Origin of the sequence: Streptomyces sp. P9-2B-2, from assembly GCF_030406865.1 — a bacterium.
GTDB classification, from domain to species: Bacteria; Actinomycetota; Actinomycetes; order Streptomycetales; family Streptomycetaceae; genus Streptomyces; species Streptomyces platensis.
Genome location: NZ_CP129126.1, coordinates 703,416 through 716,137, shown reverse-complemented (window position 1 = coordinate 716,137; position 12,722 = coordinate 703,416). Strand labels below are relative to the sequence as shown.

General features: G+C 69.6%; 11 protein-coding genes and 1 pseudogene. 8 read left to right on the top strand and 4 right to left on the bottom strand.

Features of this window, described 5'->3' with window-relative positions; genetic code table 11:
• Nucleotides 1–40: 40 nt before the first annotated feature.
• A complete protein-coding gene (locus QT196_RS03215; protein ID WP_168477343.1) occupies nucleotides 41–211 on the bottom strand; it encodes a hypothetical protein in 171 nt (56 codons plus the stop codon).
• Between the two features lie 362 nt (nucleotides 212–573).
• Here QT196_RS03215 and QT196_RS03210 point away from each other — a divergent pair, with 362 nt between their 5' ends.
• The 5 genes and pseudogenes from QT196_RS03210 to QT196_RS03190 form a co-directional block, all read left to right on the top strand.
• A complete protein-coding gene (locus QT196_RS03210; protein WP_290354294.1) occupies nucleotides 574–2,499 on the top strand; it encodes a M20/M25/M40 family metallo-hydrolase in 1,926 nt (641 codons plus the stop codon).
• A gap of 20 nt (nucleotides 2,500–2,519) precedes the next feature.
• Nucleotides 2,520–4,559, top strand: a complete 2,040-nt coding sequence (locus QT196_RS03205; protein WP_290354293.1) for a M36 family metallopeptidase — start codon at nucleotides 2,520–2,522, stop codon at nucleotides 4,557–4,559.
• A gap of 213 nt (nucleotides 4,560–4,772) precedes the next feature.
• On the top strand, nucleotides 4,773–5,375 hold the full coding sequence (locus QT196_RS03200; protein WP_290354292.1) for a calcium-binding protein: 603 nt from the start codon (nucleotides 4,773–4,775) through the stop codon (nucleotides 5,373–5,375).
• A 242-nt stretch (nucleotides 5,376–5,617) separates the two neighbouring features.
• Nucleotides 5,618–6,748 carry an NAD(P)/FAD-dependent oxidoreductase gene (locus QT196_RS03195; protein ID WP_168477337.1) on the top strand — a complete coding sequence of 377 codons (1,131 nt, stop codon included), beginning with the start codon at nucleotides 5,618–5,620 and terminating at the stop codon, nucleotides 6,746–6,748.
• 103 nt (nucleotides 6,749–6,851) lie between these two features.
• A pseudogene (locus QT196_RS03190) lies at nucleotides 6,852–6,974 on the top strand (uracil-DNA glycosylase); the annotation flags it as partial.
• A gap of 1 nt (nucleotide 6,975) precedes the next feature.
• Here QT196_RS03190 and QT196_RS03185 read toward each other — a convergent pair.
• Entirely contained in the window at nucleotides 6,976–8,109 is a 1,134-nt protein-coding gene (locus tag QT196_RS03185) for a glutathione-independent formaldehyde dehydrogenase (protein WP_266735105.1), read from the bottom strand.
• Nucleotides 8,110–8,282: 173 nt separating this feature from the next.
• On the opposite strand from QT196_RS03185, the gene QT196_RS03180 reads away from it, so the two are divergent.
• Entirely contained in the window at nucleotides 8,283–8,474 is a 192-nt protein-coding gene (locus QT196_RS03180; RefSeq protein ID WP_030931808.1) for a hypothetical protein, read from the top strand.
• A gap of 59 nt (nucleotides 8,475–8,533) precedes the next feature.
• Here the strand turns inward: QT196_RS03180 and QT196_RS03175 are convergent, their stop codons facing one another.
• Nucleotides 8,534–9,772, bottom strand: coding sequence for a SpoIIE family protein phosphatase (locus QT196_RS03175; RefSeq protein ID WP_266735107.1), 1,239 nt, complete (start codon nucleotides 9,770–9,772; stop codon nucleotides 8,534–8,536).
• Between the two features lie 342 nt (nucleotides 9,773–10,114).
• On the opposite strand from QT196_RS03175, the gene QT196_RS03170 reads away from it, so the two are divergent.
• Both QT196_RS03170 and QT196_RS03165 read left to right on the top strand, forming a co-directional pair.
• Complete coding sequence (locus QT196_RS03170) at nucleotides 10,115–10,441, top strand: plasmid stabilization protein (RefSeq protein ID WP_168477333.1); 327 nt, start codon at nucleotides 10,115–10,117, stop codon at nucleotides 10,439–10,441.
• A gap of 284 nt (nucleotides 10,442–10,725) precedes the next feature.
• Nucleotides 10,726–11,031: a hypothetical protein gene (locus QT196_RS03165; protein ID WP_168477331.1), complete on the top strand. Its 306-nt coding sequence runs from the start codon at nucleotides 10,726–10,728 to the stop codon at nucleotides 11,029–11,031.
• A 30-nt stretch (nucleotides 11,032–11,061) separates the two neighbouring features.
• Here the strand turns inward: QT196_RS03165 and QT196_RS03160 are convergent, their stop codons facing one another.
• Nucleotides 11,062–12,654, bottom strand: a complete 1,593-nt coding sequence (locus QT196_RS03160) for a hypothetical protein (RefSeq protein WP_290354291.1) — start codon at nucleotides 12,652–12,654, stop codon at nucleotides 11,062–11,064.
• Between the last annotated feature and the right edge of the window lie 68 nt (nucleotides 12,655–12,722).

Genomic DNA, 12,722 nt, shown 5'->3' with positions numbered 1-12,722 from the left:
TGGGACCGCTCGTTCCTCGGCCGCGGCCGGTCGCCGAACGTCAGTTGTGGCCGAACTTCCGCTGCGCCTTATGGGCCACATGCTTCGTCATCGACTGCTCCGGCTCCTGCGGGGCCGTTGACTTCGTCTTGTCCTTCGCCTCGGCGACGGTGCTGCGTTCATGGCCGCCGGTGCGGGCACCGCGATTTTGCCGGCTCTGTTTCTTGCCCACGATCGTGCCTCCTGGCGGATCTCGAACGATGAGCCGGTACCAGACTTGCATGCGGGCACGGGGAGTGCATTTCGGCAGATCGTGAAGGTCAGCCCGGTCGTCGCGAGGGCTCCGGGAGCTGCGTCTGACCAGGTGTCAGGGGGCAGGCGGGATCGCCGTCATGGACGCCGGGGCCGCCGACGTCCCGCTCGGGATGCGCGGCGGCAGCACCCCGCCGACAATGGAAGAGGCGGGGATTTCGTAGCGGCGCGCACGCAGCCGCGGCCGCCACCCGCCTTGCACGCCCCAACGCATACGGGGCCTTGCTTCGGGGCACCGCGGAGCCCCGTTACGGGGGCGCGCTCTCTTCCGGAGGCGCCCAGATGCCCGTGCTGTTCTTCGATATCGGTGAAACGCTCGCGGATGCGAGCATCGGAGCCGACGGCTCCCTGACTCTCCACCCGAGGCCCCGCGTTTTCGAAGTCCTCGATGCCGTGGCCGGCCTCCGCAAAGGCATTATTTCGAACCCGGGCCCCGGGGAGGCCGCACGCGCCCGCGCGGCAGCGGCCTTGCAGGCCGCCTTCGCGGGCCGCTTCACGGACGAGAGTCTGCTGCACTGGGGCGCGAAGACCGCTCGCGGGATCTTCGACGACGCGGTGGCGAGCGCGGGCGTCCCGGCCGATGACTGCGTCTTCGTGGGCGAGGCCCCCGAGGAGCGCGCAGTCGCCCGCGAAGCCGGGATGCGGGCCGCCGCCCACCCGGTCTTCGCACTCGCCGCCGTCGAGGGCCGCCCGGTGTTCTGGGCGCGAATCGAGGTACCGGCCGACCGGAGTCTGGCCGACCTGGAGGCGATCGCGAACTCCGCCGAAGTCGTGCCGGTCCATGTGGCGTCACCCCACCTCGTCCTCGTCATGGCGAGCGCACGCGGCGTGCACGCGCTGGAGCAGGGCGGTTTCCCGGCCGACCTCCGGGGACAGGTGGCGGAGACCACGGCCTTTCTGATGCGCGACGACCGCCCGGTTTCCCTCCCGGAGGCGTTCACGGACGTCTCGTCGACCGCCAAGGCCACGGCGGAAGCCACCCTGCGCGCCGCTGCGGCGTTCGGCTTCCTCGCAAGCGCCCTCGACGAGCCGGAACCGTCCATCGTCCCGCTCGGCCCCGCCCCGGGCGGCGTCTATATCGCCGCTGCGGCCGGCACCCCTGTCGAGGACCTGCACCCCGCGGAGGCGAAACCCGGCCACACCGAGCGGCTGCTTCCCGACCCGGCCCTGCTCTCCCGGCCGGGCGAAGCCCAAGTCCGGGGATTCGCCGATGAGTTCGCGAACGGGGTGCCCTCTGCGGAGACCGTTGCCGCGGTCCGCGCGGCCGTCACCCCCGCGGCCCTGCGCGGCCACGTCGCCCGTATCTCCGGTGCCGACCCGCTCGTCGAGGGCGAACCGCTGACGGTACGCAGCCGCGACGCGTCGAGTCCGGACAACCCCCGCGTCGTCAGCGCACTCGCCCGCCGGCTCCACGAGCTCGGCCTCACGGTCCGACGGCAGGAGTTCTCGTGGCACGGGCGCCGGCTCTCCAACGTCGAGGCGGAGTTCCCCGTCGCGGGAGCGGACTCCGCCGTACTCGTCACCGCACATCTCGATTCGACCGCGTCCAGGGGCGAGTTCTTCGACAGCAGCGGCCGGCCGCGGCCCTACGACCCCGCCCATGACCCGGCGCCCGGCGCCGACGACGACGGGAGCGGTACGGCGGCGGTGCTGGCCGCGGCCGAGTGCCTGAGCACGATGATCGCCGACGGCAGGGCCCCGGCCCGGACGCTGCGCTTCGTCCTCTTCAACGCCGAGGAGCAGGGCATGGTCGGCAGCAAGGCCTATGCGCGCGCGGCGGCCGCGGCCGGGGACCGGATCGTCGGCGTGTTCCAGATGGACATGATCGCGGGCTTCCGGGGCGGTACCCGCACGATGGAAATCCACACCGGCTCGTCGGTCCCCGGCCCGGTCGTCGGCGCCTCCGACGCGCTCGGCGGACTCGTCGCCCAGGCCGCCCCGGCGCTCGCAGCCGACTTCTCGCTCCAGTCCCTCGCGGGCGCGAGCGACCCGGCCGCCGGACGGAGCGATCACGCGAGCTTCCATGAACGCGGTTGGGCAGCCGCCGCCGTCTGCGAGAACTTCTTCGACGACACGGCGCCCGCGACCGGCACCCGGCAGTACCACCTGCCGGGCGACACCCTCCTCGACGAGGACCACGACACGGACTACGCCGCCGGGATCGCCCGCACGGTCGCGGCGGCGGCACTCACGCTCGCGGGCCTCTGAACCCGCACAAGGAGCACGCCATGAGCGTAATGATCGACAAGCGGAACAAGAACTACGACCGCTTGGCCAGTGTCGCCGAAGCCGATGCCTTCCTCGACCACACCGAACGTGTGGCGGCAGCGGTCGATCACACCCTCGTGGCGGACCGCAGCAAGGTGAACCGCTTCACGGGCCATCTGACGGAGCTACGGGTGGCCGGCGCTCCCGCAGTCACCGGCCTGGACGAGTCGGTGCCGATACCCGACACCGGCTATATCGCCCAGGCCAAGCGGTACGTCACCTCGGTCGCCGAGGCGATCGGCTTCGCGGCCGGTGAGCCGGCGGAGTTCGAGGCCGATCCGAATGTGATGACGACGAGCGAGGGCCTGCGCGTCGTGAGCCTCCAGCAGGTGCTCAACGGCATCGAGGTATGGGCCATGGCGCCGAAGGTGTGGCTGTACGAGGACGGCACGGTCGACCGGGTCATCGGCGACACGGTGAGCGCACCGGCGAACCTGCCGTCCAGGCCGACCGTCCCGGCCGAGGTGGCGCTGCGGGTGTCGGCCGCGAAGGCCGCCGAGCCGACCACGCTCCGCGGAGTCTTCGGCGACGACGAACTCCCGCGGCTCGACATATCGGCCGGCTTCGAGCGGCTGTCGCACCAGGCGCGGAACGACCAGCCGATGACGTTCGGCAAGGGACCGTTCGAGGAAGCCATCCCGGCCCGGCTCGTCTACCTGTACATGGGCGACGATGCCCGCCTCACCTGGATGTTCACCTTCTCCCGGGAGAAACTGGCCGCTCAGTACCACGCCTTCGTCGAGGCCGACGACCGGACGCAGAACCCGGACGAGCCCGAGATCCTCTACTTCTACGACACGGTCCGGCACGCGGTCGCCGGACGGGTCTTCCAGCGCAACCCGGCCGAAAGCACCTTTGACACCGTCCCGTTCCCGCTCCCCACGGACGGCTATCCGACCGCGGTCCCCAGCGGACTGCCCGCCGGTTTCCCGTTGCCCTGGGCGGAGACGCACCACGGGAAGGTGTCGACCGAGGGCAACAACGTCCGCGCGCTCAACGGGACGACCCGCCGCCCCGTCGAGGTCATCGTCGATGACGCGGGCAACAGCCTCTTCGACCCCGCGGAGGACAGTCCCGAGCAGTTCGTCACCAACATCTTCTACTTCTGCAATTTCGCCCACGACCTCTTCATGATGCTCGGCTTCACGGAGGACCAGGGCAACTTCCAGACCACCAACATCACGGGCCTGGGCCAGGGGGCGGACCCGGTCCGGGCCCTCGCGCACCCGGGAGCGGTGTTCGGGACGGCCAACATGGCCACCCGCGCCGACGGCCTGGAAGCCGTGATGAACATGGGCCTGGTCACCGGCACCGGCCGCCACACGGCCGACGACTTCGATGTCGTTCTCCACGAGTTCTGCCACGGGGTGTCGAACCGTCTCGTCGGGGGTCTGTTCGACGCGAACGGACTGGAGGAGGACCAGTCGGTCGCGATGGGCGAGGGCTGGGGCGACTACTTCGCCCTCACCACCAGGAACTTCTCGAACACCCAAGAGCGCGCCGTAGTCGGCAACTGGGTCGTCAACCAGCCGGAGGGCATCCGGCAGCGGCCCTACGACTCGGACTACCCCGGCGCCTTCGGAGACATCGGCAAGGGGCCGGGAGAAGTCGCGGGCGCCGGCAACAGCGATCTGACCTACCAGGAGGTCCACGACGTCGGTGAGATCTGGTGCGCGGCCCTCATGGAACTGACCCGCAAGGTCACCACCGCGCTCCACAACAAGGAACGGGGCTACCAGGTGACATGGCAGGCCGTCGTCGACGGTCTGAAGCTCACACCGAAGAACCCCTCCTTCCTCGTCGCACGGGACGCCATCCTGCGCGCCTTCAAGGCAATGAAGGGCGGCCTGCTGACCAGCGCCGAATACACCGTGGTCCGGAAGGCCGCCTGGCAAGCCTTCGCCCGATTCGAAATGGGCTTCGACGCCTTCTGCCCGAACGCCACCTTCACCGGCTGCCGGGGCGGCACGGCGATGCCGCCTGCGGGGCATGAGGACTAGGACGAGGCGCGGTTAATCGCCCTCAGGGGAGGCGCGGGCCGGGGAAGGGCGCTGTCGCCCGCCCTTCCCCCTCCCGAGAGGTGTTCACGGAAACTCCACCCAGATGTACAACCATTCACATCTCTCCCGGGTCTGGTCTGCGGAAACGTCACCGTCAACGGCGGCAAGGACATCGTCGTCGGCACCAGCCTGAAGAAGACGTACACCGTCTCGGTGACCGCCACCGACCCGGCCGGCATCTACGACGGCTACGCGTTCCTGTGGCACGGCACCGACCTGAAGGACGGTGTCGACGGCGCCATGACCCCGGCCGTCGACCACGGCACCTGCAAGACGGTCAACGCCACGACCGCCACCTGCTCGGTCACTCTCGTCGCCGACCCGGAGTCCACCGTCTACGGCAACATACTCGCCGGCCGGTGGCATGTGTTCGCCTCCGCGGTGGGCAAGGACGGCGACTACGTCACCAAGGACACCTACAAGTCCTCCTGGGTCAAGCGTGCCTCCCGGCTGACCACCAACGCCTCGCCCGAGCCGGTGGCAAAGGGCAAGACCGTCACGGTCACCGGCGCCCTGACCCGCGCCAACTGGGACACCGACACCTACGCGGGCTACACCCAGCAGCCCGTACAGCTCCAGTTCCGCAAGACGGGCGCCAGCAGCTACAGCACGGTCAAGACCGTCACGTCGGACAGCCGCGGCAACCTGAAGACCACCGTCAAGGCGTCCGCCGACGGCACCTGGCGCTACACCTTCGCCGGTACCTCGACGACCCCGTCGGTGACCTCCACGGGTGACTTCCTCGACGTGAAGTAAGGCGCGCGAGGGGGGAGTTACGCCCTCGACGCGGCATGTACCGACCGCCCGGAACGGATGAGCAAACGGTCCGTTCCGGGCGGTGATCCATCCGGACGCCGGGCTGAACGCCCTTCCGGGTGGGCGTCGGTCATCTATCGGGGCCTGTCGGACCGCTGTCGACGGCATGTCGGCGGGGCCTGACACCTTCCCGGTATCGGCCGCCGGAGATCACTGGGCGGCCCCGACCCCGAGGAGCCACCATGCACACTCCTGTCACGGTCATCGGCGCCGGACTCGGCGGGCTCACACTGGCCCGTGTCCTGCACGTCCACGGAATCCCGGTCACGGTCTACGAAGCCGAGTCCTCTCCGGCAGCACGTACGCAGGGCGGGATGCTCGACATCCATGACTACAACGGGCAGCTCGCCCTCAACGCGGCAGGTCTGATGGACGCGTTCCACGCCATCGTCATCGAGGGCCGTCAGGCGATGCGGCTCGTCGAGTCGGACGGGACCGTCCTGCACGAGATGGCCGACGACGGCACGGGCGGCCGCCCCGAGGTGCAGCGCGGAGAGCTGCGGCGGATCCTGCTCGACTCGCTCCCGGCCGACACCGTTCGGTGGGGGTGCAAGGTCAGCGGCACCCGTGTCCTCGGCGAGGGCCGCCATGAGGTGACGTTCGCCGAGGGCAGCACCGTCGTCACGAACCTGCTGGTCGGCGCGGACGGCGCGTGGTCGCGCGTCCGGCCGCTGCTCTCTGATGCCACACCTGAGTACGTCGGCACGTCGTTCGTCGAGACCTATCTGTTCGACGCCGACACCCGGCACCCGGCCGCCGCGAAAGCGGTTGGCGGCGGGTCGATGATCGCGCCCGCACCGGGCAAGGAGATCTTCGCCCACCGGGAAAGCGGCGACACCCTGCACGCCTACGTGGCGCTGTCCAAGCCGCAGGACTGGTTCGCCGCCATCGATTTCACCGATGCCGCCGCGGCGACCGCACGGATCGCGGCAGAGTTCGACGGCTGGGCACCGGAACTCACCGCCCTGATCACCGACGGCGACATCGCGCCGGTCCTGCGCCCCCACTACGCTCTGCCGACCGAACACCGGTGGGTCCGGGTACCGGGGGTGACCCTGCTCGGCGACGCCGCCCACCTCGCGGCCCCGAACGGCGAAGGCGCCAACCTGGCCATGCTCGACGGCTCCGAACTCGGCAAGGCCCTCGCCGCGCACCCCGACGACATCGAGGCCGCGCTCACCGAGTACGAGCGGGCCATGTTCGCCCGCAGCGCCGAGCCCGCCGCTTTTGAAGGTGCCGAGGTCCACGGCATCGACTCCGAAAACAACACAGCCCAGGCCATGCTCAAGATGATTACCGAGCAGGGCCAGTAGGCGACTTACGCCTCAACCGGCGGACAGCTGCTCGGACGATGGCTCGACGCCGCACCGCGTGGCGGGACCCGTCGCTGTTCCCGTGGAAAGTCGCTGTTCAAGGCTGACCGCCGAACTGCACCTCGTCGACCCCGATGTCGTGGTCGCGCTCGGGGCGACGGCGGGCAACGCGCTGCTCGGGCGGTCGTTCCGGGTGACGAAGGACCGCGGCACCCTCATCCCGCTGTCTATGGATGCAGGACGACCTTGGTGTACCCCTCGATGCGCTTGTCGAACTTGTCGTACGCCGAGGGGGCCTGGTCCAGGGGCAGGTCATGCGAGACCACGAAGCTCGGCTTCGCCCGGCCCTCGATGATCATGTCGCGCAGGAACCGGTTGTAGCGCTTCACGTTGCACTGCCCCGTACCCATCCGCAGGCCCTTCTCGAAGAGCTTGCCGATCGACACCAGCAGCATGCCCCGCTTCGCCTGCTCGTCCGGGCCGCCCGGGTCCGCCGGGACGTACAGGCCGGGTACGCCGAGGGCACCGGTGGCGCGGACCGTGTCGACGAGCGAGTTCAGTACGGTCGCCGGCTCCTCGCGTGCCGCGCCGTGTGCCATCGCCTGGTAGCCGACGGCGTCCACGCCCTTGTCCGTGCCGACGCCCTCGGTCTGGTCCTTGATCTGCTGCACCGGGTCGCCCTCGGCGAAGTTGATGGGCACCGCGCCGATCTCCTCGGCCTTTGCCAGCCGCTCGGGTACCCGGTCCACGACGAAGACCTTGCTCGCGCCGCGCAGCAGTGCCGAGTAGGCGGCCATCAGCCCGACCGGTCCGCCGCCGTACACCGCGACCTTCTCCCCGGGGCGTACCTGGGCGAGTTCACAGCCGTGGTAGCCGGTGGGGAAGATGTCGGCGAGCAGGATGAAATCGCTCTCGTGCTCGTTTCCCGGTGGCAGCTTCAGGCAGTTGAAGTCGGCGTAGGGCACCCGCAGATATTCGGCCTGGCCGCCCGACCAGGGGCCCATGGCGACATAGCCGTAAGCGCCGCCCGCAAATCCGGGATTGACGGTCTGGCAGAATCCGGTGAATCCCTCGACGCAATTGTCGCAGAATCCGCAGGCGACATTGAAGGGCATGACCACCCGGTCGCCCTCCTTGAGGGAGGTGACGCCCTGGCCGAGTTCCTCGATGATTCCCATGTTCTCGTGCCCGAAGACGATGCCGGGCTCGGCTGCCGTACGCCCCTCGTACATATGCAGGTCCGAGCCGCAGATCGCGGTGGAGGTGACCCGTATGATCGCCTCGTTGGGATGCTGGATGCCGGGCTTGTCGACAGTCTCGACCGCTACTGAGAACGGTCCTTTGTAGACGACGGCTTTCATTGCTGCCACCTCCCGCTCAGCGAAGAGTGCGCATGGATTTCCCACCCCTTTGACGTGAGCTATCAGTCATGATTCTCCGGTCTGCTGGGCGGGGCAAGCCGCTAATGTGAAGGGGAATATCCACTTTCTGGTATCGCAATGTCGCACCGAGCAGCGAATGAGGAGGGCGACACGTGGCAGCGCAGCGACTCGGGACCTTGCTCGTCCCGGTGCCCGGACTGTCCGGCACCACCTATCCGCCCGGTACCACGGTTACGGTCCGTGGTCGTGGTGCGACTGTCGATGCCTTTGTGAACGGCGACTGGCTCCCCCTGTCGTGGTGGGAGTTCTCCGACGGCCTCCGTGAGGACATCGCCGACCGCTGACCCGCCTCACCTGCGACGTCGCCGTGCGCCGCGGCCGTGCCGCCCGCGGCGGGGGGCCGTCACAACCGGGTGATGATCAAGGCGATGTCGTCGCGGGCGCCACCGGTGAGACCGAGGTGGGCGAGCAGCGCGTCGGCCAGCCGTTCCGGGCTCAGGGCCCGGAAGCTGCTGAGGGCCTCGGCCAGCCGGGAGAGACCGGCGTCGATGTCCTCATCACGGCGTTCGATCAGCCCATCGGTGTACAGCACGAGGGTGTCCCCGGGGTAATAGGCCAGACCGGCCTGGGGGCGGGGGACGTGCTGCGGCCGGGCGCCCAAGGGCGGGTCGGTGGCCTGGTCCAGCAGGTCATAGCTGCCGTCCGCGTGGACCAGCACCGGGGGCGGATGCCCCGCGTTGCTGTAGATGATCAGGCGGCTGCGGGGATCCACCAGCGCTTTGACGGCGGTGGTGTTCAGCGCCCCCTCGACCGACCGGGCGTACAGCCCCAGCACCTCCAGCGCCTGCGCGGGCCGCTCCAGGGCGCGGATCGCGGCGCTCAGGGCGCTGCGCAGCATGCCCATCGCCGCGGCGGCCTCCAGACCGTGCCCGACGACATCGCCGACGGCCACCGCGAAGCGACCGTCGGGCAGGTCGACCATGTCGTACCAGTCGCCGCACACATTCAGCGATCCGGCGGCGGGCAGATAGCGCACCGCGACTTCCCGGTGCCGGGCCAGATCCGGTGACTGGAGCATGGCCTCCTGGAGGGTGACGGCCACCTGGCGCTCACGGGTGTGGGCCTGGCGCAGCTCCTCGTTCAGCCGCTGGAGCTCGCGCGCCCTGGCGTACAGCTCGGCCTCCAGAGCCTCACGCTCGGTGAGCTGCCCGGTCGCCGGCCGGTCGCCACCGGCCCGGGCCTGGACGAACGCGGTCACATCCTCGACCCGGTGAATGACCCACGCCACCGACCCGTCCGGCCCCGGGATGGGCGTATTCACCGGCGACCACCAGCGCTCTTCGAACACCCCGGGCCGGCCCATGAGCGGGATGTCGTACTTCTGGAGGGCCATCGTGTCGGGCTCACGCGAGGTCAGGACCCGGTGCAGCGAGGCGTTCAGGTTCCGTACGCCGTCGGCCTCGGGATCGGCGGGGTTGTCCGGGAAGGCGTCGAAGATATGCCGCCCGATCAGGTCGTCCCTGGTGCGCCGGGTCGCGTCCAGGTAGGCCTGGTTGACTTCCACGATCACCAGGTCCGGCCCCAGTACCAGGTAGGGGCTCGGCGTGGCGGCGAACAGCGCCGCGTAATTGATCCCGGCCATCGCCGCCGTCTCCCTGCCCTTCTCCGCGCCGCCGGCTCCGCCCCTTCACGCTACGGTCCGACCGCCTCCCCCGCCCGCCCAGCGGCCGCCGGCGCCCCGCGACCGCTCGGGCAAAGCTCGCTGGTGGCGCCGCCGGAGCCTGTCCAGCACATGAGCGCTCCCTGCCGCCCCGCCTCCACCATCTGGCTGCGCGGACGCTGCCTGGTCGGCTCTCCCGTGTCGCGCACCGCGCCCGTTGGCAGTGGAGTGGGAGATGCACGGCCACTGCCGGTGGACGCGCCCGGCTGTGGGTAGGCGGCCTTCGGCACAGGCAAGACGCCCCATTCGACAAGGAGCGGCATCATGCCGGCAGGTTCGGACAAAAAGCGAGAGCGGCAGTACGAGCACATCAAGGCGAACGCGCTGGAGCACGGGGTCTCGGAAAGGCGCGCCAAGGAGATCGCGGCACGCACCGTGAACAAGGAACGCGCCCGCTCCGGTGAGGCGCAGTCCGCCGGAAAGGTCTCCACCCGCGACCCCAAATCCGCCTCCCAGCGCGGCGGCGAACGCTCCCGCAGCGGGCCGCAGGGCCCGACGAAGGACCAGCTGTACGAGGAGGCCAAGAAGAAGCACATCGACGGCCGCTCCCACATGAACAAGGAAGAGTTGCGCAAGGCGCTCGGCCGCTAGAGCCGGTAGCTCGCCTACGCTGACGCCCGCGCTGACGCCCGCGTCGAAGCCCGAAAAAGAGATGTCGTTCCCGCGGATCGTGCCCTAAAGTGCCGTCCGCACCGAACCCTTGAAAGCGTGGTGGCTCCGGATGCATTCAGCGGGACATCACCACCAGATGGGGCGCCGGATTCCGCCCGGCAGGTGCTGTGGACAAAGGAAGGAGGGGGTCGCCGTGACATTCCGAACCCAGCCGCCCGCCCGGAAAGTCCGGGAGCACGGGCGGCGGTTCCGGAAGGAACGAGATGTCCCGTACGGACAAGACGAAGCCGCTGTGGGTGCGCCACGGGGAACACCGCCCCCGGCCGGTCCACGACCACCGCTACGGTGCCTGTGACCTGCCGCCGCACCCGACGCAGGAGGACCCCGACACCCGCTGCCGGTGGGAACACCCCGGCGTGCTGCTGTTCGGCCACACCTGCTGTGCGGGGTGCAATGTCCGCGCCTGCATCAAGGAGCGGCAGCAGATGGTGAAGGCCGACAACCGCAAGGAGCGCTATGCGGGCCGGCGTACGGCACGCCGTTTCGCTGCCGGAGTGGACCGCGACTGACCCGGCTCCGGCCGGCAGGCCAAGAACAAATCAGGACCCCAGGAGCGGCAGGATTCTGCTGATGATGTCCAAGGCGGGCTGGGCGATTCCGGCCGCTCCGGTGAGGGCGGTGCGGAGCGTCGTGAGCCGGTTCCTCGCGGCGTCGGGGTCGGGGACGGCGAGGTCGTCGGCCACCTGAACGACGGTGTGTGCCGCCTGTTCCCGGTCCGCCTCGTTCAGTGGGGCGGCAAGCACCGCACGCAGGAGGGCGGCGAGGTCCTCCTCGTGCGGGACGCTTGCATGGGTGTTCTGGAAGTCGCGGATGACCGTGTCGACCGGACGGTTGATGAAGGTGGTCTGCCCGTGGAAGGTGAAGTTCTCGGTCATGGAGCCTCCTGAGTGAGAGATGAGCACGACGTTGTGCCCGCGCAGCTCGTACTGCCCGGCGTCGTCGCCTCCGGTCCGTAAGGCGGCGAGGATGCGCTGCTCGGCTGCGCGGGCCTTCTCGAACGCTGCTTGATCGTGGGGTGGTGGCCCCTTGTTCAGGGCGTGCAGCGTTGCGACGGCCTCTCGGGCGGCCGCGTCCGGGTCGGCGGTGTGCTGTGGCCGGTACCGGGGGCGCGTACCGGAAACGCTCGGCTCCTGGTGGGGCCACCAAGACGCCGCCGGGGCTTCGTTGGGCTCGGTGGTGCCGATGACCTCCGTGATCGCCCCGAAGAGGCGGCGGAAGGCGGCCGGTGACGTGTCCTGAATGGGGAAGACCAGCCGCTGGGTGGTGTCGGCGCCGCGGAACAACGCCAGGCACGGCAGCTGGGAGGGCGGGATGTGCAACGCGCGGGCGATGTCGTGACAGCGATGCTTGTCGTAGGGCTGCCAGGCCAGCCAGCGCAGTGCGGAGAAGGCCCGGAACAGCGGCGGTTCCAGGGTCTGCCGCCAGTAACGACGGGCGCTGGACCAACTGGTGGGGCGCTCCAGCACCAGGATGCCCAACTGCGGCCCGGTCAGGCCGTTGAGCTCATCGAAGTGGGTGCGCACATACGTGGCGATCTCGGTGTCGGCCTCGGTGTAGAGCAGCACACCCCACAACCGCGCGGACGCGGTGACGCGCTCCGTGGTGGCCGCGACCTGTAGCAGCGAGAACATCTTCTCGGGGTCCGGGACGCCCATCATGAGGGCGTCCCGGAAGGTCTCCCGCACGACGTCCAGCAGCACCGCGTCGCCGTCGACGAGACCTGTCTGTGCCACCGTCTCCGCGCCCAGCAGATGCTCGCCCGCCATATCCGTCAACCGGAGGGTACGCAGCGTGCCGTGGTCTCCCGGCAGCGTGTAGGGGCCTCCCCGATACGCACAGAGCTGTGCCAACAACTCGGCCCGATCCGGGGGCATTTCAGCCCGCCATTCCTCAAGTTGCCGCTGTGCATCGGCCTGCATCCTTTCGCGTACCTGCCGGCCCACCGCCGGCGGGAGCCAGGACCGGCCGGCCGCGTAGGTGGCCCGCAACACCTCATCGAAGAACTCCCCGGTGGGGGTGCCGGGTTCGGTACGGACCTCCACCAGGCGGCCGAACACCTGGTCGTCCGCCTGAAACCAGCGCCGGACACGGTCGACCGGTTCCCCGGGCGCCCCGAACAGGTGCGGCTTCAAGGCTTGGTGAACGTAATGACGTTCGGAATAGCGTGAGTTGGTTTCGTCGAACACCATGACGCGCAGTC

What these genes read in the sequence shown, in the direction of transcription:
- QT196_RS03210 (WP_290354294.1), top strand. Translation starts at nt 574, where the DNA reads ATGCCCGTGCTGTTCTTCGATATCGGTGAAACGCTCGCGGATGCGAGC.
- QT196_RS03205 (WP_290354293.1), top strand. Translation starts at nt 2,520, where the DNA reads ATGAGCGTAATGATCGACAAGCGGAACAAGAACTACGACCGCTTGGCC.
- QT196_RS03195 (WP_168477337.1), top strand. Translation starts at nt 5,618, where the DNA reads ATGCACACTCCTGTCACGGTCATCGGCGCCGGACTCGGCGGGCTCACA.
- QT196_RS03185 (WP_266735105.1), bottom strand. Translation starts at nt 8,109, where the DNA reads ATGAAAGCCGTCGTCTACAAAGGACCGTTCTCAGTAGCGGTCGAGACT.
- QT196_RS03175 (WP_266735107.1), bottom strand. Translation starts at nt 9,772, where the DNA reads ATGGCCGGGATCAATTACGCGGCGCTGTTCGCCGCCACGCCGAGCCCC.
- QT196_RS03170 (WP_168477333.1), top strand. Translation starts at nt 10,115, where the DNA reads ATGCCGGCAGGTTCGGACAAAAAGCGAGAGCGGCAGTACGAGCACATC.
- QT196_RS03165 (WP_168477331.1), top strand. Translation starts at nt 10,726, where the DNA reads ATGTCCCGTACGGACAAGACGAAGCCGCTGTGGGTGCGCCACGGGGAA.